This is a genomic window from Stutzerimonas kirkiae, from assembly GCF_004327335.1.
GTDB lineage: Bacteria > Pseudomonadota > Gammaproteobacteria > Pseudomonadales > Pseudomonadaceae > Stutzerimonas > Stutzerimonas kirkiae.
On the sequence record NZ_QJUO01000022.1, the window covers coordinates 24,719 to 44,833 of the forward strand.

Annotated in this window: 14 protein-coding genes and 1 riboswitch; of the genes, 5 read left to right on the forward strand and 9 right to left on the reverse strand. The window is 62.6% G+C overall.

The genetic code is table 11. The features are described from left to right. Positions 1-186: 186 nt before the first annotated feature. The 3 genes from DNJ95_RS12800 to DNJ95_RS12810 form a co-directional block, all read right to left on the reverse strand. Positions 187-2,748 (reverse strand): TonB-dependent receptor, encoded by a 2,562-nt coding sequence (locus DNJ95_RS12800; protein WP_276330885.1) that lies wholly within the window; start codon positions 2,746-2,748, stop codon positions 187-189. A gap of 85 nt (positions 2,749-2,833) precedes the next feature. Then, entirely contained in the window at positions 2,834-3,793 is a 960-nt protein-coding gene (locus tag DNJ95_RS12805; RefSeq protein ID WP_131185123.1) for a FecR domain-containing protein, read from the reverse strand. Further along, complete coding sequence (locus DNJ95_RS12810; RefSeq protein WP_131185124.1) at positions 3,786-4,274, reverse strand: sigma-70 family RNA polymerase sigma factor; 489 nt, start codon at positions 4,272-4,274, stop codon at positions 3,786-3,788. The genes DNJ95_RS12805 and DNJ95_RS12810 overlap by 8 nt, the downstream gene beginning before the upstream one ends. 123 nt (positions 4,275-4,397) lie before the next feature. Then, a riboswitch (TPP riboswitch) is annotated at positions 4,398-4,504 on the forward strand. A 96-nt stretch (positions 4,505-4,600) separates the two neighbouring features. Between DNJ95_RS12810 and thiC the strand changes: the two genes are divergently transcribed. Further along, positions 4,601-6,496: a phosphomethylpyrimidine synthase ThiC gene (gene thiC / locus DNJ95_RS12815; protein ID WP_131185125.1), complete on the forward strand. Its 1,896-nt coding sequence runs from the start codon at positions 4,601-4,603 to the stop codon at positions 6,494-6,496. A 53-nt stretch (positions 6,497-6,549) separates the two neighbouring features. Here thiC and DNJ95_RS12820 read toward each other — a convergent pair whose 3' ends face one another. Together DNJ95_RS12820 and DNJ95_RS12825 are read right to left on the reverse strand one after the other, a co-directional pair. Next, complete coding sequence (locus DNJ95_RS12820; protein WP_131185126.1) at positions 6,550-7,272, reverse strand: RsiV family protein; 723 nt, start codon at positions 7,270-7,272, stop codon at positions 6,550-6,552. A gap of 300 nt (positions 7,273-7,572) precedes the next feature. Beyond that, on the reverse strand, positions 7,573-8,256 hold the full coding sequence (locus tag DNJ95_RS12825; RefSeq protein ID WP_131185127.1) for a response regulator transcription factor: 684 nt from the start codon (positions 8,254-8,256) through the stop codon (positions 7,573-7,575). A gap of 162 nt (positions 8,257-8,418) precedes the next feature. On the opposite strand from DNJ95_RS12825, the gene DNJ95_RS12830 reads away from it, so the two are divergent. Continuing rightward, positions 8,419-9,273, forward strand: coding sequence for a coiled-coil domain-containing protein (locus tag DNJ95_RS12830; RefSeq protein WP_131185128.1), 855 nt, complete (start codon positions 8,419-8,421; stop codon positions 9,271-9,273). A gap of 146 nt (positions 9,274-9,419) precedes the next feature. Next, a complete protein-coding gene (locus DNJ95_RS12835; RefSeq protein WP_131185129.1) occupies positions 9,420-10,622 on the forward strand; it encodes a GGDEF domain-containing protein in 1,203 nt (400 codons plus the stop codon). Here the strand turns inward: DNJ95_RS12835 and pncB are convergent. Then, positions 10,597-11,802, reverse strand: a complete 1,206-nt coding sequence (pncB, locus tag DNJ95_RS12840; RefSeq protein WP_131185130.1) for a nicotinate phosphoribosyltransferase — start codon at positions 11,800-11,802, stop codon at positions 10,597-10,599. The two genes, DNJ95_RS12835 and pncB, sit on opposite strands and share 26 nt — an antisense overlap. A gap of 531 nt (positions 11,803-12,333) precedes the next feature. On the opposite strand from pncB, the gene DNJ95_RS12845 reads away from it, so the two are divergent. Both DNJ95_RS12845 and DNJ95_RS12850 read left to right on the forward strand, forming a co-directional pair. Beyond that, positions 12,334-14,352: a sensor histidine kinase gene (locus DNJ95_RS12845; protein WP_207388772.1), complete on the forward strand. Its 2,019-nt coding sequence runs from the start codon at positions 12,334-12,336 to the stop codon at positions 14,350-14,352. A gap of 49 nt (positions 14,353-14,401) precedes the next feature. After that, the gene (locus DNJ95_RS12850) at positions 14,402-14,875 is read left to right on the forward strand and encodes a LabA-like NYN domain-containing protein (RefSeq protein WP_131185132.1); all 474 of its coding nucleotides are present in this window, start codon (positions 14,402-14,404) and stop codon (positions 14,873-14,875) included. Positions 14,876-15,111: 236 nt separating this feature from the next. Here DNJ95_RS12850 and DNJ95_RS12855 read toward each other — a convergent pair whose 3' ends face one another. The 3 genes from DNJ95_RS12855 to DNJ95_RS12865 form a co-directional block, all read right to left on the reverse strand. Further along, positions 15,112-16,650, reverse strand: a complete 1,539-nt coding sequence (locus DNJ95_RS12855) for a SpoVR family protein (protein WP_131185133.1) — start codon at positions 16,648-16,650, stop codon at positions 15,112-15,114. Further along, complete coding sequence (locus DNJ95_RS12860; protein WP_131185134.1) at positions 16,647-17,921, reverse strand: YeaH/YhbH family protein; 1,275 nt, start codon at positions 17,919-17,921, stop codon at positions 16,647-16,649. Before DNJ95_RS12860 ends, DNJ95_RS12855 begins: the two co-directional genes overlap by 4 nt. 94 nt (positions 17,922-18,015) lie before the next feature. Further along, positions 18,016-19,938, reverse strand: a complete 1,923-nt coding sequence (locus DNJ95_RS12865) for a PrkA family serine protein kinase (protein ID WP_131185135.1) — start codon at positions 19,936-19,938, stop codon at positions 18,016-18,018. Positions 19,939-20,115: the final 177 nt, after the last annotated feature.

A 20,115-nucleotide genomic window follows, 5' to 3' on the forward strand; every position in this document is an offset into this window, starting at 1 on the left:
AATCCCGGCGACCTTGGCCTTGTGCACCCAGGCTCCCGCCTGCGCCGGAGCGACGGAGGTAGGGCTTTTCCCCATGGTTGCTTTCGGTATTGACCGTGAGCGGTGTGTCCTGCGGATATTCTGCTTCGGGTCTATGGCCGGTTGCCTTTCAACGTCGTCTTGCGCGGACGTTGAAAGGCACGCTTGCTAGAAGTACCGGGTTACGCTGAGCTTGGCGTTGCGCCCCTGCACATAGGCGGAGTCGCCTGCCAGTGCCTGTCGATAGAAGCGGTTGAACAGGTTGTCCACGGTCAGGTTGATGTGAGTACCGGCCAGCCCTTGCTGCCTGGGCGTCCATTCGGCGAAGAGGCGGTGGCTGTCATAGCTGTCGTTGGCGAAGTGGTTCCACGAACTCTCGCCAGTGACGTCATAGAGGTCGCTCGGCACACGGTCCGTCTTGCGCACGAACTCGCCCTGCCAGCCGAAAATCGCGTCGATTTCGTAGACTTTCACCCCCAGTGTCGCGACCCATTTCGGTGGGGGAATGTCACGCGCCCAGACATCCGGTCCCCAGGGGTTGGAATAGGCGCCCTGGTGTTTGCCGGTCATCCAGGCATAGGACAGGCTGGCGAATATGCGCTGGCTGTCGTAGTAGCTTTCGATCTCCACGCCTTTGATGGTCAGGTCGCCAATGTTGCGGTAGTTGGGCAATGGCAGGAGTTCCGCGCATTTGGCCGAGATGCTGCCGCCTTCGATGGCCTGGCGCTCGCAGGCAATGGAGCGGAACTTGAAGATTTCATCGCTGATACGGTTGTGGAACAGGGTGGTACGTACCTGCAGGTTATCGCCGGATTGCAGCAGGTCGTTCAGGGTGACGACACTGCCTGCGCGCAGGGCGCGGATACGTTCCGGGTCCAGTTGGCGGCTGGTCCCACCGATGGTGCTGCTGTTTTGCAATTCGTACTGCTCGTCGATGACCGGGGCGCGCCATGTCTTGCTGTAGTCGGCGAACAGTCCCAGGTTGTCGTTGACGCGCCAGAACAGCGACAGGCGTGGCGACCAGCCCGAGTAGCTCTTGGCGCCGTAGTCATGGCCGCGTTCGGCGTTCTGGTAGATCGGTGCCAGGTTGGCCTTGCCTTCGTTGCGCACGCTGTCGAAACGCAGCGAGGGGGTGATGGTCAGGTTGCCGAGGGTAATGGCGTCCTTCACGTAGGCGCTTTGCGTGCGGGTGTTGCCCCGCGGCATGAAGTAGGGCTGGAACCAGCCATAGTTGTACTGCGGTGTGGCGTAGGTCGAACCGGGCAGGTACATCAATACATCGCGCACATGGTGTTGCCAGGCCACGCCAGTGGTCAGTTCGTGCGCCAGCGCGCCGGTATCGAAGCGGCTGACGTTGCGCAGTTCCATGACGGTGTCGTCGTACTCGGTGTTGATCCACTTGCCACCCGAGGTCATTGAGTAGTTTGCGCCTTCGCGTCGCTCGTCCGTCTGTTCGGTCTTCGAGTAGGAGTAGGTGAACTCGAGGTCCAGCCAGGGGTTTTCCCGGGGCTCGTAGTCGTACTTCAGCGACCAGGTGGTGTCGGTGACCTCGCGGTCCGCCATGTTGATGCGCATGGCTTTTTCCAGGTCTCCGTCGTTCCTGTTGATGGTGTACCAGCTCGGCAGGAAGAAGGTCACGGCGCTGAAGGGCAGGAAGGCTTCGTTGTGCGAGCGGCTGAAGGACAGCCCCAGGTGGTGCTCGTCATTGACGTGGAGGTTGGCCTTGATCAGGCCGGCTTCCAGATTCTGGTCGCTGTAGGGGTAGCGGGTCGGGTAGCGGTAGCTTTCCCCGGCGAACTGGATATGGTCGGCCAGTTTCACATTGTTGCCATCGCGCTTGGTCAGGAACACCAGGGCGTCGGCGAAACCATCCTCCGTCCGGCCATAGACGGCGCCACTGTATTTCTGCTGCTGGTCGTTGCTCTGGTAGCCGTACTTGAGCATGGCGCCGACGTTCTGGCCCTCCTTGAGCAGGTCCGGGGCGTCCTTGGTCTCCATGTGCACGCTGCCGCCGAAGCCGCCGTTGCCGGTGAACACCGAGTGCGGGCCTTTTTCCACTTCGATGCGTTTGATCAGCTCCGGCTCGATGAAGACGGTGCCTTGCTGGTAACGCTCGAAACCACTCTTGGAGGCGCCATTGAGGCTGATGGAGATGTCTTCCGCATCCCCCAGGCCCCAGATGTTGATGGTCTGGCCGCCCGGACGGATCGAACCGCCCATGCTGACGCCCGGCAGGGTCTGCAGCAGCGAGGGGATGTTATCGGCCTGCTGGCGTTCGATTTCCTTGCGGGTCAGGGTCGAGCGCCCGACGTTGTCCGGGCTGATGGTGTGCCCGTCGCCCAAGATGAACTGCGTGCCCAGGTCGATGACGTTGCCATCGGAGGTTTTCTGGCGCTGGCGGATGATGAAGCCGTTCGCGGTTTTCGCATATTCAAGGTCGCTGCCGGACAACAATTGCTGCAGCGCCGCTTCGGGCGTGTACTGGCCTCGCAAGCCGACGCTGGGCAGGTCCTGCAACTGTTGGCGAGAGTAGGAGAGCAGTGTGCCGCTCTCGATGCCGAAGCGCGCCAGTACCGATTCCAGCGAGCTGGCAGGGATATCGTAGCGTTGCTGGCTGGCGTGGACGGGCATGGCCGCCAGGGCGGTCACGCCCAAGGGCGCGCCGAGCAGCAGGGTGCGCAGTGTCTGGGCGAGCAGGTGTTTTCGTTGTGATGCGGGTTGGCGACTCATTGGTATCCCCCGGTTGAGCCAAGAAAGGACTTTCACCTTCATTGCCCCGCCGGAGTCGAAAATAGCTCACAGAAACGATGAATTATTATTTCGGTTGCAGGCGTACCCAATAACGACTGAACGATTGGACCCGCACAGGTAGCGTGTCTTGCAGCATGGCCAGGACCTGGTCGCTGCGCAGCAGGGCGTAGGTCCCGGAAACCGGTAGATGCGCGATCTGTGGAGCGCAGTCCAGGTGCCCGGGGCGATAGCGTTCCAGGCGTTTCAGCAGTTCTCCCAGCGGCATGTCGTGGGCGACCAGCATGCCCCTGGTCCAGGCGCCGGCCTGTTCGCCGGCACGTCCCAGGTGCCGAATGCCCTGATGGTCGAAACGGGCCTCGCTGCCCGCTGCGACAGTCCCGGCGGGGCTGGCGGACTGCGCCGTCGTGATGGATACGGCACCTTCGAATACGGTGACCTCGGTTTCAGGAGCCGAGGTGAACTGATTGACGGAGAACCGGGTGCCCAGTGCCTGCAGAATGCCGTTGTGGGTGCTGACCCGCAGAGGCCGCCGCAGTGGGTCAGGTGCGCTGGTGAGCTGCAACTGGCCAGCGATCAGGTGAAGCAGGCGCTGGTGGTCGTCGTAGCGGATCGCCACGGACGTATTGGCATCCAGCTCCAGCAGGCTGCCATCGGCCAGCGTCATATCGTGTCGCTCGCCCGTGCCGGTATGCAGGTCGGCTTGCCAGCGTTGCCAGAGCAGGCTGTCGCGGTAGGTCCAGGCAATGCTCCCGGTGGTTGCCAGTACCACGAGGGTCTTCATCACCTGGCGTCGACTTGGCAGCGAGCGGCTGGCCAGGGTGGCATGGGCCAGTGGCGAGGAGAAACCCTGCAGGCTCCGGGTGAAGCCCTGAATACGTTGCCAGGCCCGCTCATGTTCCGGGTTCGCCGCCCGCCAGTTCCTGCACTTCTGCTGCAAACCGGGGTCGTCCGGCTTCTCCTGAAGGTCCAGCAGCCACTCGGCAGCCTGGCGTACCACGGCCTTGCTGATGGGGGCGTCAGTCATCGGCCAAGCAGCAACGTTGCAGGGCGCGGATGATATGTCGTTTGACCGTGGCGACGGAAATGCCCAGCTCCATGGCAATGTCCGCCTGCTTCATGCCGTCGAGTTGCGACAAGAGGAAGGCCTTGCGCACGATGAAGGGCAATTCTCCCAACGTACGGTCGACGGCCAACAATGACTCGAACAGCAGGGCATGCAGTTCCGGCGACGGTGCCTGCTGTTCGGGTAGCTGTGCCAGGGCTTCCTGGTAGGCTCGCTCGATATGCCGATGGCGGTGGAAGTTCGCCAGGATGCCCTTGGCAATAGTCAGCAGAAATGCCTGGGACCCGCGGATTTCCAGGTCGTGCTGCTTTTTCAGCAGGCGCATGAAGACATCATGGCTCAGGTCGCTGGCATCGGCAGTGCAGTCGAGGCGACGGCGCAGCCAAGTGTGCAACCAGGCGTGGTGTTCGCGATAGAGCTGGTCGATATCGGCAGGGGGCATGTGATGGCTTGATATTAATAGGAACGATTATTGTTGTTTTTTATTCGAGGTGTCGCAAGTAATTCCTCGGCAAAGCTGGACCAGCGGCTTGGCTTTCCTCCTCCAGCTTGAGTAGACTCCTTCCTGTTCTTGTCGGGGTGCCCAGAGCCGTGGGCTGAGATCGGATAGTTCCGGATCCCGTTGAACCTGATCAGGTTAAGGCCTGCGTAGGGAACAAGATGCACTCGCCGCATTGTCGCGGCGGGCCTTCTGCACCAGCCATGGTGCGCCTCACGCTGTTCGTCCGCCCCAGGTTCGCTCCGACACTTCCCGCAGGAGCCGAGCCGATGAGCAGCAAACGACAAAACAGCCCGAACCCCATCCTGAGCGAGTCGGCCAAGGTCGATCAGCAGTCCGTCCAGCCTTTCCCGCGTTCGCAGAAGGTCTATGTGCAGGGTTCGCGCCCGGATATCCGCGTGCCCATGCGCGAGATCAGCCTGGATGTCACGCCGACGGCCTTCGGTGGCGAGATCAATGCCCCGGTCACTGTGTATGACACCTCCGGTCCTTACACCGATCCGAATGTGAGTATCGACGTGCGCGAGGGGTTGGCCGACATCCGTTCGGCGTGGATCGACGAGCGTGGCGATACCGAGCGCCTGGGCGGGCTGACATCCGAGTTCGGCCAGCGGCGCCTGGCCGACGCCGAACTGGCGGCCATGCGCTTCACCCATGTGCGCAACCCGCGCCGTGCGAAGGCCGGGCAGAACGTCTCGCAGATGCACTATGCGAAGAAAGGCATCGTCACTCCGGAGATGGAGTTTGTCGCCATCCGCGAGAACATGAAGCTCACAGAGGCGCGCGAGGCCGGGCTGCTGAAGGAGCAGCATGGCGGGCAGAGTTTCGGCGCCTCCATTCCCAGGGAAATCACCCCCGAGTTCGTGCGCCAGGAAGTGGCCCGTGGCCGGGCGATCATCCCGGCCAATATCAACCACACCGAGCTGGAGCCGATGATCATCGGTCGCAACTTCCTGGTGAAGATCAACGGCAATATCGGCAACTCGGCGCTGGGGTCGAGCATCGAGGAAGAAGTCGCCAAGCTGACCTGGGGCATCCGCTGGGGCTCGGACACCGTCATGGATCTCTCGACGGGCAAGCATATCCACGAGACCCGCGAGTGGATCATCCGCAACTCTCCGGTGCCGATCGGTACCGTGCCGATCTATCAGGCGCTGGAGAAGGTCGGTGGCGTCGCCGAGGACCTGACCTGGGAGCTGTTCCGCGACACCCTGGTCGAACAGGCCGAGCAGGGTGTGGACTACTTCACCATCCATGCCGGCGTGCTGCTGCGCTATGTGCCGCTGACCGCCAAGCGCGTGACCGGCATCGTCTCTCGTGGCGGTTCGATCATGGCCAAGTGGTGCCTGGCGCACCACAGGGAAAACTTCCTCTACAGCCATTTCGAAGACATCTGCGAGATCATGAAGGCCTATGACGTGTCCTTCTCCCTGGGCGACGGCCTGCGCCCGGGTTCGATCGCCGACGCCAACGACGCCGCGCAGTTCGGCGAGCTGGAAACCCTCGGCGAGCTGACCAGGGTGGCCTGGAAGCACGACGTGCAGTGCATGATCGAAGGCCCCGGCCATGTGCCGATGCAACTGATCAAGGAGAACATGGACAAGCAGTTGGAATGCTGCGACGAGGCGCCGTTCTACACCCTCGGCCCGCTGACCACCGATATCGCCCCTGGCTACGACCACATCACCAGTGGCATCGGCGCGGCGATGATCGGCTGGTTCGGTTGCGCCATGCTCTGCTACGTCACGCCCAAGGAGCATCTGGGCCTGCCGAACAAGGATGACGTCAAGACCGGCATCATCACCTACAAGATCGCCGCCCATGCCGCCGACCTGGCCAAGGGCCATCCCGGCGCGCAGATCCGCGACAACGCCCTGAGCAAGGCGCGCTTCGAATTCCGCTGGGAAGACCAGTTCAACCTCGGCCTCGACCCGGATACCGCGCGCAGTTTCCATGACGAGACGCTACCCAAGGACTCGGCCAAGGTCGCCCACTTCTGTTCGATGTGCGGGCCGAAGTTCTGCTCGATGAAGATCACCCAGGAAGTGCGCGAATACGCCGCGGAAAATGGCCTGACCGACGAGCAGAAGGCCATCGAGGCCGGCTTCGCCGAGCAGGCGGATCGCTTCCGCGGCGAGGGCTCGGTGATCTACCGGCAGGTGTAGGGAACGGCAGCTTCAAGCTGCAAGCCTCAAGCTTGGGGCTTGCAGCCTGGGGGCTACCGCTGCTTGATTATGCCTTCCAACTGCCCATAGGGGATCAGCAGCTCCGGGTGCCCGCTGGAGTAGGGGGCGATGGCATAGACATCGTACTTGAGCAGGACGCCTTCCTTGAGCAGGGCGACATGATCGGTGCGTTGGAAGGGCCAGGACGCCAGGAAGTCATCGTCGCGGGCGAAGCCATTGGCGGCCAGCCATTTCCAGTGGGCATCGGCGGCCTTGTCCCAGAAGGCCCTGGCCTGGCCTGGCAGCAGCATGTCCGCCAGCTCCAGTTGGCGTTGCTGGCGCAGGTCGTAATTGATGAAGGCGCGCCCCGGCATGCCGTGGGCGCCACCGGTGAACAGGTAGCTGGAAAGCTCGATGACCACCAGGTCGTCGTGGCTTTGCCGTACCTTGGCCTGCAGGTAGCTGCTCCAGCCGGGTTCGGCCTTGGCCAGGAAGTCGTCGCGATAGTCCGCCAGCGATGCCGGCACCTGGTCATCGGGCGTGAATACCGTCATCTGCCGCAGGCGCAGGTCTATCAACTGGTTGAGCGCAGGCTGGTCGGCGAATGCCAGTGTGTCGACGTTGACCAGCGGGCAATCCTGCCCCGAGCAGCCCTGTGGCGTCCGCTCCCAGGCGATGTGCTCGGCAGCCGGCGACGATGGCCCGCCGAGGCTCTGGCAGCCGGCGAGCAGGGATAACAGGACGAGGGAACACGACAGGGTACGCAGGGGAGACATTGGCAGGTCCTTGATCTCGCATGGGGTGGTTTGAAGGCTTTACGCCCACGCCGTTCAACGTCTTCGAAAAGAGGGTTGTCGGATGGACGGTCGTAGCGGCTGGCTTGCCCGCGAGGCCTTATGGCCGGCGCGGCCACATTCGCGGCCAAGGCCGCTTCTACATGGGCACGACGGTCTTTCTGTCCGCTGAGCCCGCGGCCGTTCGGTTGGACATTTCACGCTCGCAATGGGTTCGTTCCATCCTCTCGATTCGGCTGTCGTTTGTTCGGTGGGCAGGCTCGCGAGATTGTGAACAGGTTCTCAGAGGACTATGCGGGCGCGGGCGTGGAAACAGTAGCCGCTGTTGCGCAGGGTCTTTACCGGCAACGACTGCCCACTGGCTTCTTCCACCTTGCGCCGCAGGCGGCGCATCTGGGTATCCAGGCGGCGTTGGTCATAGTTCAAGTAGTCGGCGCCGAGTGCCTGGACGATACAGTCGCGGCTGACGTTGTTGCCGGCATTTTCCATCAGGCAGTGCAGTACCAGCATGTCCTGCTGCGACAGCGGCACCGAGGCGCCGGCAGGTACCCGCAAGCGCCGTGGGCCGACTTCCAGCGACCATTGCGCGTGCTGGCTGCGCAGTTCCAGGCGGCGGGCCAGGGCGGCCAGGGTCGCTGCCAGTTCTTCGAGGTCGCAGCCCTTGCTCAGGTAGTGATCGGCACCGATATCGAGGCCGTTGATCCGGTCCGCGGTGGTGCCCCTGGCGCTGAAGATGACGATGCCGAGTGGATGTCCGCTCTGGCGCAGGCGCTGGATGAGTTGCAGGCCGCTGCCGTCGGGCAGTCCTATGTCGATGACGGCCAGGTGATGGCGGTGCGCCTGGAATTGTTGTTCGAATTCGGCAAGGCTGGCGGTCCTGGTGGCCCTGTAGCCTTCTTCATCGAGGAATTCGCCCAGTTCCTGGCGTAGCACGGGTTCGTCTTCGAGCAATATTACATCGATCATCGGGGCTATTCCGGAAGCGTGCATGTCTGGCGTTATCGTGGGGGATGCACGATATGACAGATCGAATCCATACGCACGTGCGTTTGCCGCATCCCGACACAAGGGCCACAGCAGTTATACTGCGACGCCATTCTGGCCTACAACTGCTTGGTAAGGTGCTCCATGCGCAATGATGCCCGCGATGAACTGGATGATGTGCCGAGCCTGGGTATGGCAGGCGAGCGTGATGTCGAGTCGGCGCGGCATGAGCCACCGCGGCGGTCGGCGGCGGGGACGGGGATCTTGTGGAGTGTCATCGCCGCACTGCTGATTTCCTTCGGCGTGCTGGGCTGGTGGAGTTTCCAGCAGATCGGCCTGCTGAATATGCGGCTGGTCGCGACCCAGGAGAGTTTTGCCCGTATCAGCGAGGATGCGGCCGGACGTTTGCAGGATATCTCCGGCAAGGTGGTGGCGACCGAGTCCAGCGTCAATAGCGAAAGCGAAGCGCTCAAGCTGCGCATCAAGCAACTGGAAAGCCAGGTGCTGGAGATCGCGCAGCAGCAGCAGGCCCTGGCCACCGAGCAGAAAAGCCTGCAGGGGCGGCAGGGCAATCATGACCAGCGCCTGCAAGAGCAGGAACGCGGCCTGAGTGCCGGTGGCGAACGTCAGCAGGCTCTCGATGCGAGCCTGCGTTCTCTGCAGGGCGAGCAGAAAGCATTGCAGGAGACGCTGGCGCAGGCTTCCCGGACGCTCGATGAACAGGCGCGGAGCCTGGCCGCGCAGAAGGACAATGCCACGGCCCTGGAAAGCCTGGGCAAGGAAGTGGGCGCACTCAAGGCGCGTGGCAATCCGGCCCAGGCCATAAGCCGGCTGGAGCAGGACCTGTTGGTGTTGCGCAGTGAACTGGAGAATCGCCCGGCATCCGCGCAGGGGGTCGATATTGCCGAATTCGACGCCTTCCGTGCCCAGGTCACGCGCAATATCAATACGCTGCAAAGCCAGCTCGCCAATCTGCAGGGCCAACTGAATGCTCGTTGATTGAGCTGCGTCAATAGACTGGCAGGCAGCACTCGTTACGCATGCAAGTTTCAGGTACGGGGCATTCTTCTGTAATGCCCTGGTGATATTATCCGGGCACTCTTGCCCTGTTCTGGGGCACGGCGGACTTTCTGGCTGGTAACTCCATGACTGAATCGTGCGATTCGTTCACCCACCGTCTGGCTTCCCTGCTTCCCAGTGAACTGGAGCGTACCGAGCTTATACAACTGCTTTCCCCTCGCGGGCACTCACTGATCCTGAAGCGACGGCGGGCGACACTGATCGTCAACCGCGTAAGGATGTTCGCTTTTCTCTTCGCCGTACTGACACCGCTCTGGGGCCTGATCGACCTGGCGGTATTCAGCTATCCGCTGTGGATGGGACTGGCCACCTGCCGGCTGCTGGCCTGCCTGGCCTTCATCTGCCTGCTGCTGTTCTATCGACCGAGGGGCAACATGCTCGATGCCTACCGTTCGATTACCCTGCTGTTCGCCATTCCTACGCTGTTCTACATCGCTTCGCACACCTTGCTGGGCGAGGGGCAGCACCTGACCGGCCTTTCCGCGATGGTGGCGACCGGATATGCCTTCCTGCCTTTCGTGCTGATGGCGGGGCTGGCGATCTTCCCCCTTACCGTCAAGGAAAGCCTGATCCTGGCCAGTGTGCTGCTGCTGGCCCAGGGGCTGGCCGGCTATCTGAACTGGGCGACCCTCAACTGGCCGTCCTTCGCCGGTGGTTTCTGGCTGCTGGCGCTGATCGCGGGCGTCACCGCCCTGGCCAGCATCAGCCAACTGGCGTTCATGATCGCCCTGGTGCGCCAGGCCGTGCGTGACCCGCTGACCGGGATTCTGTCGCGTGGCAGCGGCGAGGAAATCCTCGGTCTGCAATGGAGCACCGCACGGCGCAGAAACACCTGCCTGTCGCTGGCATTCATCGACCTCGATCATTTCAAGACGATCAACGACCGCTTCGGCCACGAGGCGGGCGACCGGGCCCTGTGCGAGTCGACGCAGCATATGCTCGATAACCTGCGCGGCAGCGACAGCCTGTTGCGCTGGGGCGGCGAGGAGTTCCTGCTGATCATGCCGGATACCGACCTGCAGCAGGCGCGCCAGGCCTTGCAGCGACTGCTGAGCAAGGGGCTGGGCCATCGCCCCGATGGCCAGCCGCTGACCGCCAGTATCGGCCTGGCCGAGCGCTGCTTCGATGGTTGCGGCGACTACCATGCGTTGCTGGAACTGGCCGACCGGCGCATGTACATGGCCAAGAGTGGCGGTCGCAACCAACTCTGCTGGCAGGATGAACGCGAAGGGGAACGCCTGTTCAGCCTGTCGCATCCGCGACCTTGAAGACATGCCGCAGGTAGGCGACGAAGGCTTCGTCCTCGCACATGGTCTTGCCTGGCGAGTCGGAAACCTTCGCCACCGGCTGGCCATTGCAGCGGGTCATCTTGATCACCATGTTGGTCGGGGTGACGCCCGGGATGTCGCAGGTCAGGTTGGTGCCGATGCCGAAGCTGACCCGGCTGCGTCCCGCCAGCGCCCGGTACAGCGATAGCGCCACGGGGAAGTCCAGCCCGTCGGAGAACACCAGGTTGCGTGTCATCGGATCGATGCCCAGCCGGCGGTAGTGGGCGATGGCCTTTTCCGCCCACGCCAGTGGGTCGCCGGAGTCATGTCGCAGGCCGTCGAACAGCTTGGCGAAATACAGATCGAAGTCTCCCAGGAAGGCATCCATGGTGATGCAGTCGGTCAACGCCGTGCCCAGTGCGCCACGGTATTCCCGTGCCCAGCAATCCAGGGCGGCGACCTGGCTGTCGATCAGCCGCGGGCCGAGTTGCTGGTGGGCCATGATCCATTCGTGGGCCATGGTGCCCATGGGTTTCACCCCCAGGGTTCGCGCCAGGTGCACATTGCTGGTGCCGACGAAGTGGCCGGGGAAATCCTGCCGCAGGCTGTCCACCACCATGGCCTGTACCGCGAAGGAAAAGCGCCGGCGCGTGCCGAAGTCAGCCAGGGTGAAGCCGGCCAGTTCCTGGGGGCTCATCCGTTGCCTGAGCCATTGGTATTTGTCCTCCAGCCGGGCCTGTGCCTGTTCCAGGCTGACCTGAGGATGCAGGGCGCGATTGCGCACTTCGCTGATGATCGCCAGCAGCGGGATTTCGAACAGGATCACGTGCAGCCAGGGGCCGCGCAGGCGGATCACCAGTTCGCCCTGCTCGATGCCGGTATGCACGTAGCGCAGGTCGAAACGGAACAGGCCGAGGAAGCGGATGAAGTCCGGCTGCATGTAGGGAATGCTTTCCAGGAACGCCAGTTCTTCCGGTTGCATGCGTAGTTCGCTCAAGGCTTCCAGTTGTTCGCGCACGGCTTCCAGGTAAGGTGCCAGGTTTTCGCCGGAGCGGCTGCGGAAGGCCCATTCCACTTCAGCGTTGGGATAGTGGTGCAGGACGGCCTGCATCATGGTCAGCTTGTAGAAGTCGGTGTCCAGCAGGCTTTGCACGATACGCTCGGAAAAGGCTTGGGTCATGGCGGGCTCGCTATCCAGGTTGCTAGGGTCTGTTGACGTTTCGTCGCAAGCCGCGTTGTCGCGAGAAATTCCTCCCGGTCAGGCCGCGCCCGTTCCCGACGGGCTTGCGGCATTCACTCCATCCCTGGAGATTGGGCAGGACGCAGGCAATGGTCACTCCCTTGCCAAGCCCTGCAACGACAGCGGGGGGCATTTCTCGCACAACCCGGAGGGCCGGGCCTGTTTTCACACCAGGCTGTGTTACTCGATGGCTCATTTGGCCCACCAAACTTCGCATCTCGCGCCTTGCCTCGTGTGAAAACAGGCTCCGGCGCGGTCGCGCCGAAACGTCAACAGACCCTAAGTGGTGGCGGGATTCTCGCATGTCGGGAGGGACGGTTGCTTACGGCATGATATTGCATGTAATACCGGGCAAAGGCTCATTTACACTATGCCCCCAGCCCAGGCACGTGGGAGGCGGGGCGGTTGGCCCTGCCCACGCCCTGGTTCACTGGCCCGATGACAGTCGTCTTCATTTTTTGCGGTGTTCCCGTGCCTTCGATCCTGTTGCGTTTGCTGTCGCTGTGGTGCTGTCTGTGCCTGCCGCTCGAGGCGCTGGCGGATGTCCTGCGCCTGGAAAGCGGCATGCACTCTTCCGGAACCTCCGGGTATCTGGAGCGCTTCGATGATGCCGGCGGGCGGATGAGCGTGATGGACGTGGATGACGCATCCGGCTGGCAGCCGCTGCCGCATGGCTTGAGCGCAGGCTTCAGCCTGGCGGCGATCTGGTTGCGCCTGGACCTGCAGGTGCCGCCGGATGCTCGGCGCAACTGGGTTCTGTCATTGAGTAATGCATTGCTCGACGATGTACAGGTCTATCTGCACGATGGCGACCGCTGGCGTCTGATCGGCCACAGTGGCGAGAACCTGCCCCGTGCCCTCTGGCCGGTGGATAACCGCAGTCCGGCATTCCATCTGCCGCCGCTGGGGCTCGACGAGCAACGGCTGATGGTGCGGTTGCAGAGCAAGAATGCCCTGGCGGTGCGGCTGGATATCTGGGAGCAGCAGGCGTTCAACGATCATTCGCGGCGCGAGGCGCTGCTCTTCGGTATCTATTTCGGTTTCTACCTGCTGCTGATCTGTTCCTTTGCGGTGTTCTGGCGGCTCACCTCCGCCCGCGACAGCGGGTTGTTCCTGATCTATGTCATCACCGGTGTGTTCAGCGAGACTCTGACGCTCGGGCTGATCCAGCAGGCCACGGGGTTGCCGGTCTGGCTGAGTGACCGCTTGCTGGGCGTCGGCATCATCATCGGGCTACCGGTCGGTTTGCTGCTGGCGATGCGTCAACTGGAGCTGGAGACACTGTATCCGTTGGCGGTACGCCGGGTATTTCGCGTGTGCAGCCTGTTTGCCGCGGTGATGGGGGGCTGGATCATACTGGGGCACTACGGCTGGGCCATGGTCCCGACACAGACGATCGCCCTGCTGGCGATTCCCTGCCTGGTCCTGCTCGCGATCGTGCTGTGCGTACGCGGGCACGAGTCGGCACGGTTTTTCCTGCTGGCATTCGGGGTGTTCTATATCGGCATCATCATGGGCTTCATGCGCAACCTCGGCTATCTACCGGTCAATACCTGGACCGAACATGCCTCGAGCGTCGGTGCGATGTGGTACATGGCCCTGGTCAGCCTGCGTATCGTCGCGCGCTACCATCGCCAGCGGCGTGAACATGAGCGGGCCCAGGGCATGCTGCTCGCCGAGCTGGCCCAGCAGCACAGCCAGCGGCTGGAGCAGCAGGTGATGCAGCGTACTTCCGAGTTGCGCGAGGAAATCGGCCGGCGTGAACGCCTGGAACAGGAGTTGCGCAATGCCTTGTCGCTGGAACGCAAGGTACGAGAGGAACAACGGGACTTCGTGGCGATGGTTTCCCATGAGTTCCGTACGCCGCTGGCCATCATCAGTACCACCGCCCAGCGCCTGGGCGGGACGCTGGGCCGCATGGAGCAACGCAACCTGGAGCGTTGCCAGCATATCCGCAAGGCCTCCCAGCGCCTGATGGCGCTGGTGGATGATTACTTGAGCGATGAGCGCATGACGGCCACCCAGGCAGAGCCGCGCCTGGCCAGTTGCGATTTGCCGAGCCTGCTCGGCGGTTTGCAGGACGAGTTCGCCGCCGGCCGCATCCAACTGGACTATCGCCTGGCCGGCAGCGACCTCTATTGCGACAGTGGGCTGTTACGCATCGCCCTGCGCAACCTGCTGGCCAATGCCGATCGTCATGCGCCGGAGCATGAACCGGTCTGGCTCGAGGTGGATGCGGATGGGGATTGCGTCCGCTTCCGTGTTATCAATGGCGGCGGCGCCATCTCCGAGGAAGAGCGCGACAGGCTGTTCCAGAAGTACTTCCGTGGCCAGGCGGCCCAACTGAGCCCGGGTGCCGGGCTGGGGCTCTACCTGGTGCGGCGTATCGCCAGGCTGCTGGGTGGGAATGTGCAACAGGAGAGGAACGATGATGCCGAGCGCGTGTGCTTCTGCCTGACGTTGCCGTTGCAAGATGGGGGCGAGGGCTGATGCCGCTTTGCCCATACCGATTGACCGGCCATGCCGCCCGAGGTCCCGCGTGAGAAAGATCGCCCTGTTCGCCGATGTCCAGAACCTCTACTACACGGTGCGCCAGGCCCATGCCTGCCACTTCGACTACACGGCCCTGTGGGCGGATGTCAGCCGCCAGGGGACGATCGTCGAGGCCTACGCTTATGCCATCGACCGTGGCGATGCCCGCCAGCAGCAGTTCCAGCAGATCCTGCGCAACCTGGGGTTCGTCGTGCGGCTCAAGCCCTATATCCAGCGCAGCGACGGTTCGGCCAAGGGCGACTGGGACGTGGGCATCACCATCGACGTGCTGGACGCCACCCCCCGTGTGGAGGCGGTGGTGCTGGCCTCGGGCGACGGCGACTTCGACCTGCTGCTGGAGCGGGTACGGCGCGATGGTGTGCATGCCACCGCCTACGGCGTCCCGGGGCTGACGGCACAGTCGCTGATCCGCGCGGCGGACCGTTATGTGCCGATCGAGGGGCGACTCCTGCTGCGCTGACGCTTCGCGCGCGGGCAGATAGCCTTCGATAAAAGCGCTGGAGACTGGAGACTGGAGGCTGGACGAGAGGCCGTTCGTGCTCTACCGAAACCAAGGCTTCTACGCCCCGCTGTCCAGCTTCCAGCGCTTTTGTCGGTTCTTTGAGTGCATAGCGCGATCGCCCTGTCATGCGATTGCCCTGACGATCCTTCGAGACCATGCCCAGGGACAATGGCGCCTTGTCGCGACGGGCGGCGCTATGCGCCGTCCTCCTGTGGTTGCGGTCTTGGCGGCATATGCTGGGTATTGGTGCGCTGGTCGTTGTACCAGGACTCCAGATGCACATCGAAGCCCCAGAGCCGGTGCAGGTGCTTGAGCACCTGGAGGGTGGAGTCGCCCAGCGGCTTGCGTTCGTGCTGGTAGTGACGCAGGGTCAGCGAGCGGTCGCCGCGGCGGTCGACGTTCCACACCTGGACGTTGGGTTCGCGGTTGCCCAGGTTGTACTGCGCGGCCAGCAGCTCGCGGATGCTGTGGTAGCCGTTCTCGTCATGGATGGCCGGCACCAGCAGGTCGTCCTTCTGATCGTCGTCGAGGATGCTGAACAGCTTGAGGTCGCGGATCACCTTGGGCGAGAGGAATTGCAGGATGAAACTCTCATCCTTGAAGTCGCGCATGGCGAACTTGACCGTCGTCAGCCAGTCGCCGCCGGCGAAGTCGGGGAACCAGCGGCGGTCTTCCTCGGTGGGGTTTTCGCAGATGCGGCGGATGTCCTGGAACATGGCGAAGCCCAGGGCATAGGGATTGATGCCGCTGTACCAGGGGCTGTCGAAGGCGGGCTGCAGGACCACGCTGGTGTGCGATTGCAGGAATTCCAGCATGAAGCCGTCGGTCACCAGGCCTTCGTCGTACAGGTCGTTGAGCAGGGTGTAGTGCCAGAAGGTGGCCCAGCCTTCGTTCATCACCTGGGTCTGGCGCTGCGGATAGAAGTACTGGGCGATCTTGCGCACGATACGGATGATCTCGCGCTGCCAGGGCTCCAGCAGCGGGGCGTGTTTTTCCAGGAAATAGAGGATGTTTTCCTGTGGTTCGGCGGGGAAACGCTTGTCGTCGCGCTCGGCGTCCCTGCTGGCGCCCTTGGGGATGGTGCGCCAGAGGTCGTTGACCTGGCGTTGCAGGTGTTCCTCCCGTTCCTGCTGGCGCTGGCGCTCTTCCTCGGCGGAGATCGGGTAGGGGCGCTTGTAGCGGTCGACGCCATAATTCATCAGGGCATGGCAGGAGTCGAGCAACTGCTCCACCGCGTCGATGCCATGGCGTTCCTCGCACTGGTTGATGTACTGGCGGGCGAAAACCAGGTAGTCGATGATCGAGCGGGCATCGGTCCAGGTGCGGAACAGGTAGTTACCCTTGAAGAAACTGTTGTGCCCATAGCAGGCATGGGCGATCACCAGCGCCTGCATGGTGATGGTGTTTTCCTCCATCAGGTAGGCGATGCAGGGATCGGAATTGATCACGATCTCGTAGGCCAGGCCCATCTGCCCGCGCGAGTAGGAGCGCTCGGTGCTGAGGAAGTGCTTGCCGTAGGACCAGTGGTGGTAGCCCAGGGGCATGCCGACCGAGGCGTAGGCATCCATCATCTGCTCGGCGGTGATCACCTCGATCTGGTTCGGGTAGGTGTCGAGGCCGTAGCGGGTGGCGATACGGCTTATTTCCCGGTCGTATTCGCGGATCAGCTCGAAGGTCCACTCCGAGCCGCTGGAGATCGGCTGGCGCCGAGTCGATTGGGTCGGGCTGCTCATGTCGTCATCCTGCGCTGGAAGAGTTCCCGGAACACCGGATAGATGTCGGCGGCGCTGATCAGTTGCTGTTGCGCGAAGCTGTCGGGGAAGCCTTCCGCTACCTGTTCATAGGCGTACCAGAGCGCCTGGTGTTCGCGCGGGGTGATTTCCACATAGGTGAAGTACTGCACCAGCGGCATGATCCGCTCGAGCAGGAGGTCGCGGCAGATCGGCGAGTCGTCGTTCCAGTTGTCGCCATCCGAGGCCTGGGCGGCGTAGATGTTCCATTCGTTGGCCGGGTAACGCTCGTCCATGACTTCCTGCATCAGTTTCAGGGCGCTGGAAACGATGGTGCCGCCGGTTTCGCGGGAGTAGAAGAATTCCTCCTCGTCCACTTCCTTGGCGTTGGTGTGATGGCGGATGAACACCACGTCGATGCGCTCGTAGTTCCGTTTGAGGAACAGGTAGAGGAGGATGAAGAAGCGCTTGGCGATGTCCTTGGTCGCCTGGGTCATCGAGCCGGATACGTCCATCAGGCAGAACATCACCGCCTTGGAGCTTGGGTTGGGCTGGCGGCTCAGCAGGTTGTACTTGAGGTCGAAGGGGTCGAGAAAGGGAATGCGCTCGATGCGTACGCGCAACTGTGCGATTTCCTGCTGTATCGCCTGGATGTCGCCGAGGTTGTCCGGTTCGTCGCGTTTCAGCCGCTCGAGTTCCGCCTTGGCCTCGCGCAGGCGGGCGCGGCTACTGCCGCTCAGGGCGATACGCCGGGCATGGGACGAGCGCAGGGTGCGCACGATATTGATGCGTGACGGATTGCCCTCGCTACTGATGCCCGCGCGCACGGTCTTGAAGGTGTCGGCGCCGGTCAGGTGGCGCTTGAGCAGGTTCGGCAGCTCCAGGTCCTCGAACATGAAGTCGAGGAACTCTTCCTGGGTGATCTGGAACACGAAGTCATCCATGCCTTCGCCGCTATCGCTGGCCTTGCCCTGGCCCGCGCCGGCGCCACCGCCGCTCGGTGGCCTGGCGATATGCTCGCCGGCGGTGAATTCCCGGTTGCCAGGGTGCACGATGGTCTGCCGCCCGCCACGCCCATGGTGCAGCACCGGCTCGTCGATATCACGGCCGGAGATGCTGATCTGTTCGCCATGTTCCATATCTGTGATGGAACGCCGGCTGACGGCTTCCTCCACCGCTTTCTTGATGTGCTCGCGGTAACGCCGCAGGAAGCGCTGGCGATTCACCGTGCTCTTGTTCTTGCCATTCAGGCGTCGATCGATCACGTAGCTCATACGAGCCCTCCGGGCTGAGGCTGGAGGCTGGAGGCTGGACGGGGTGTCGCTTTTTCGTCCAGCGTCCAGCCTTTAGCCTTGAGCGGCTTTTGGCTTACTGCGATTTACGTACCCGCAGGTACCACTCGGAAAGCAGGCGCACCTGTTTCTCCGTGTAGCCGCGCTCGACCATGCGTACCACGAAGTCGCTGTGCTTCTTCTGGTCTTCCTTGCTGGCCTTGGCATTGAAGCTGATGACCGGCAGCAGGTCCTCGGTGTTGGAGAACATCTTCTTCTCGATCACCACCCGCAGCTTCTCATAGGACAGCCAGCTCGGGTTCTTGCCATTGTTGTTGGCGCGGGCGCGCAGCACGAAGTTGACGATCTCGTTGCGGAAATCCTTCGGGTTACTGATGCCGGCCGGCTTCTCTATTTTTTCAAGCTCCTCGTTGAGGGTGACGCGGTTGAGTATCTCGCCGGTTTCCGGGTCGCGGTATTCCTGGTCCTGGATCCAGAAGTCGGCGTACAGCACGTAGCGGTCGAAGATGTTCTGCCCGTACTCGCTGTAGGATTCCAGGTAGGCGGTCTGGATTTCCTTGCCGATGAAGTCGATATAGCGCGGCGCCAGGTATTCCTTGAGGAAGCGCAGGTAGCGCTCACGCACTTCGGCGGGGAACTGTTCCTGTTCGATCTGCTGTTCCAGCACATACAGCAGGTGCACCGGGTTGGCGGCGACTTCGTGGGCGTCGAAGTTGAACACCTTGGAGAGGATCTTGAAGGCGAAGCGGGTCGACAGGCCGTTCATGCCCTCGTCCACGCCGGCGGCATCGCGGTATTCCTGGATCGACTTCGCCTTGGGGTCGGTATCCTTGAGGTTTTCCCCGTCGTAGACACGCATCTTCGAGTAGATGTTGGAGTTCTCCGGTTCCTTCAGGCGGCTCAGCACCGAGAACTGAGCCAGCATCTTCAATGTGTCGGGGGCGCAATGGGCGTGGGCCAGGGAGCTGCTGACGAGCAGCTTCTCGTAGATCTTCACTTCATCGGAAACGCGCAGGCAGTAGGGCACCTTGACGATATAGATACGGTCGATGAAGGCTTCGTTGTTCTTGTTGTTGCGGAAGCTGTGCCACTCGGACTCGTTGGAGTGGGCCAGCAGGATGCCGCTGTACGGGATCGCCCCCAAGCCCTCGGTACTGTTGTAGTTGCCTTCCTGGGTGGCGGTCAGCAAGGGGTGCAGCACCTTGATCGGCGCCTTGAACATCTCGACGAACTCCATCAGCCCCTGGTTGGCGCGGCACAGTGCGCCGGAGTAGCTGTAGGCGTCGGGGTCGTTCTGCGGGAAGTCCTCCAGCTTGCGGATGTCCACCTTGCCGACCAGGGCCGAGATGTCCTGATTGTTCTCGTCGCCCGGTTCGGTCTTGGCCACGGCGATCTGGTTGAGGATCGACGGGTAGAGCTTGACCACGCGGAACTGGCTGATGTCGCCACCGAACTCCTGCAGGCGCTTGGTCGCCCAGGGCGACATGATCGAGCTCAGATAGCGGCGCGGGATGCCGTAGTCTTCCTCGAGGATCTGCGCGTCTTCCGCCGGATTGAACAGCCCCAGCGGCGACTCGAATACCGGCGAGCCCTTGATGGCATAGAAGGGCACCTTTTCCATCAGTTGCTTGAGCTTCTCGGCCAGGGAGGACTTGCCGCCACCCACCGGGCCGAGCAGATAGAGAATCTGCTTCTTCTCTTCCAGGCCCTGGGCGGCGTGGCGGAAGTAGGACACGATCTGCTCGATCGCTTCTTCCATGCCGTGGAAGTCGGCGAAGGCCGGGTAGCGGCGGATCACCTTGTTGGAAAAGATCCGCGACAGCCGTGGATCGCTGGCGGTTTCCAGCAGTTCCGGCTCGCCGATGGCCATCAGCAGGCGCTCCGGGGCGCTGGCGTAGGTGGTCGGGTCCTGCTTGCACAGGTCGAGATACTCCTGCAGCGAGTACTCCTCCTGGCGGGTCGCTTCGAATCGTTGCTGGAAGTGGCTGAAAATGCTCATGACTTCACCTCGATGCTCAGTGCGGTGTTGTCATCAGGCATTCTGGAGCCGGCCGGTCAGGCCCCGCACGACAAGCCCCCGTCGCAGACGGCTTCCCGTATGGAGCTCGGCCCTGGAGTTCCCCCGAACACCTAATGGTCGAAAACGGTGGACACGGCGGACGCTGTGCCGGTCTTC

Excerpts from the sequence above, each read along its gene's own strand:
- DNJ95_RS12800 (WP_276330885.1), bottom strand. The coding sequence starts at position 2,748 with ATGAGTCGCCAACCCGCATCACAACGAAAACACCTGCTCGCCCAGACA.
- DNJ95_RS12805 (WP_131185123.1), bottom strand. The coding sequence starts at position 3,793 with ATGACTGACGCCCCCATCAGCAAGGCCGTGGTACGCCAGGCTGCCGAG.
- DNJ95_RS12810 (WP_131185124.1), bottom strand. The coding sequence starts at position 4,274 with ATGCCCCCTGCCGATATCGACCAGCTCTATCGCGAACACCACGCCTGG.
- thiC (WP_131185125.1), top strand. The coding sequence starts at position 4,601 with ATGAGCAGCAAACGACAAAACAGCCCGAACCCCATCCTGAGCGAGTCG.
- DNJ95_RS12820 (WP_131185126.1), bottom strand. The coding sequence starts at position 7,272 with ATGTCTCCCCTGCGTACCCTGTCGTGTTCCCTCGTCCTGTTATCCCTG.
- DNJ95_RS12825 (WP_131185127.1), bottom strand. The coding sequence starts at position 8,256 with ATGATCGATGTAATATTGCTCGAAGACGAACCCGTGCTACGCCAGGAA.
- DNJ95_RS12830 (WP_131185128.1), top strand. The coding sequence starts at position 8,419 with ATGCGCAATGATGCCCGCGATGAACTGGATGATGTGCCGAGCCTGGGT.
- DNJ95_RS12835 (WP_131185129.1), top strand. The coding sequence starts at position 9,420 with ATGACTGAATCGTGCGATTCGTTCACCCACCGTCTGGCTTCCCTGCTT.
- pncB (WP_131185130.1), bottom strand. The coding sequence starts at position 11,802 with ATGACCCAAGCCTTTTCCGAGCGTATCGTGCAAAGCCTGCTGGACACC.
- DNJ95_RS12855 (WP_131185133.1), bottom strand. The coding sequence starts at position 16,650 with ATGAGCAGCCCGACCCAATCGACTCGGCGCCAGCCGATCTCCAGCGGC.
- DNJ95_RS12860 (WP_131185134.1), bottom strand. The coding sequence starts at position 17,921 with ATGAGCTACGTGATCGATCGACGCCTGAATGGCAAGAACAAGAGCACG.
- DNJ95_RS12865 (WP_131185135.1), bottom strand. The coding sequence starts at position 19,938 with ATGAGCATTTTCAGCCACTTCCAGCAACGATTCGAAGCGACCCGCCAG.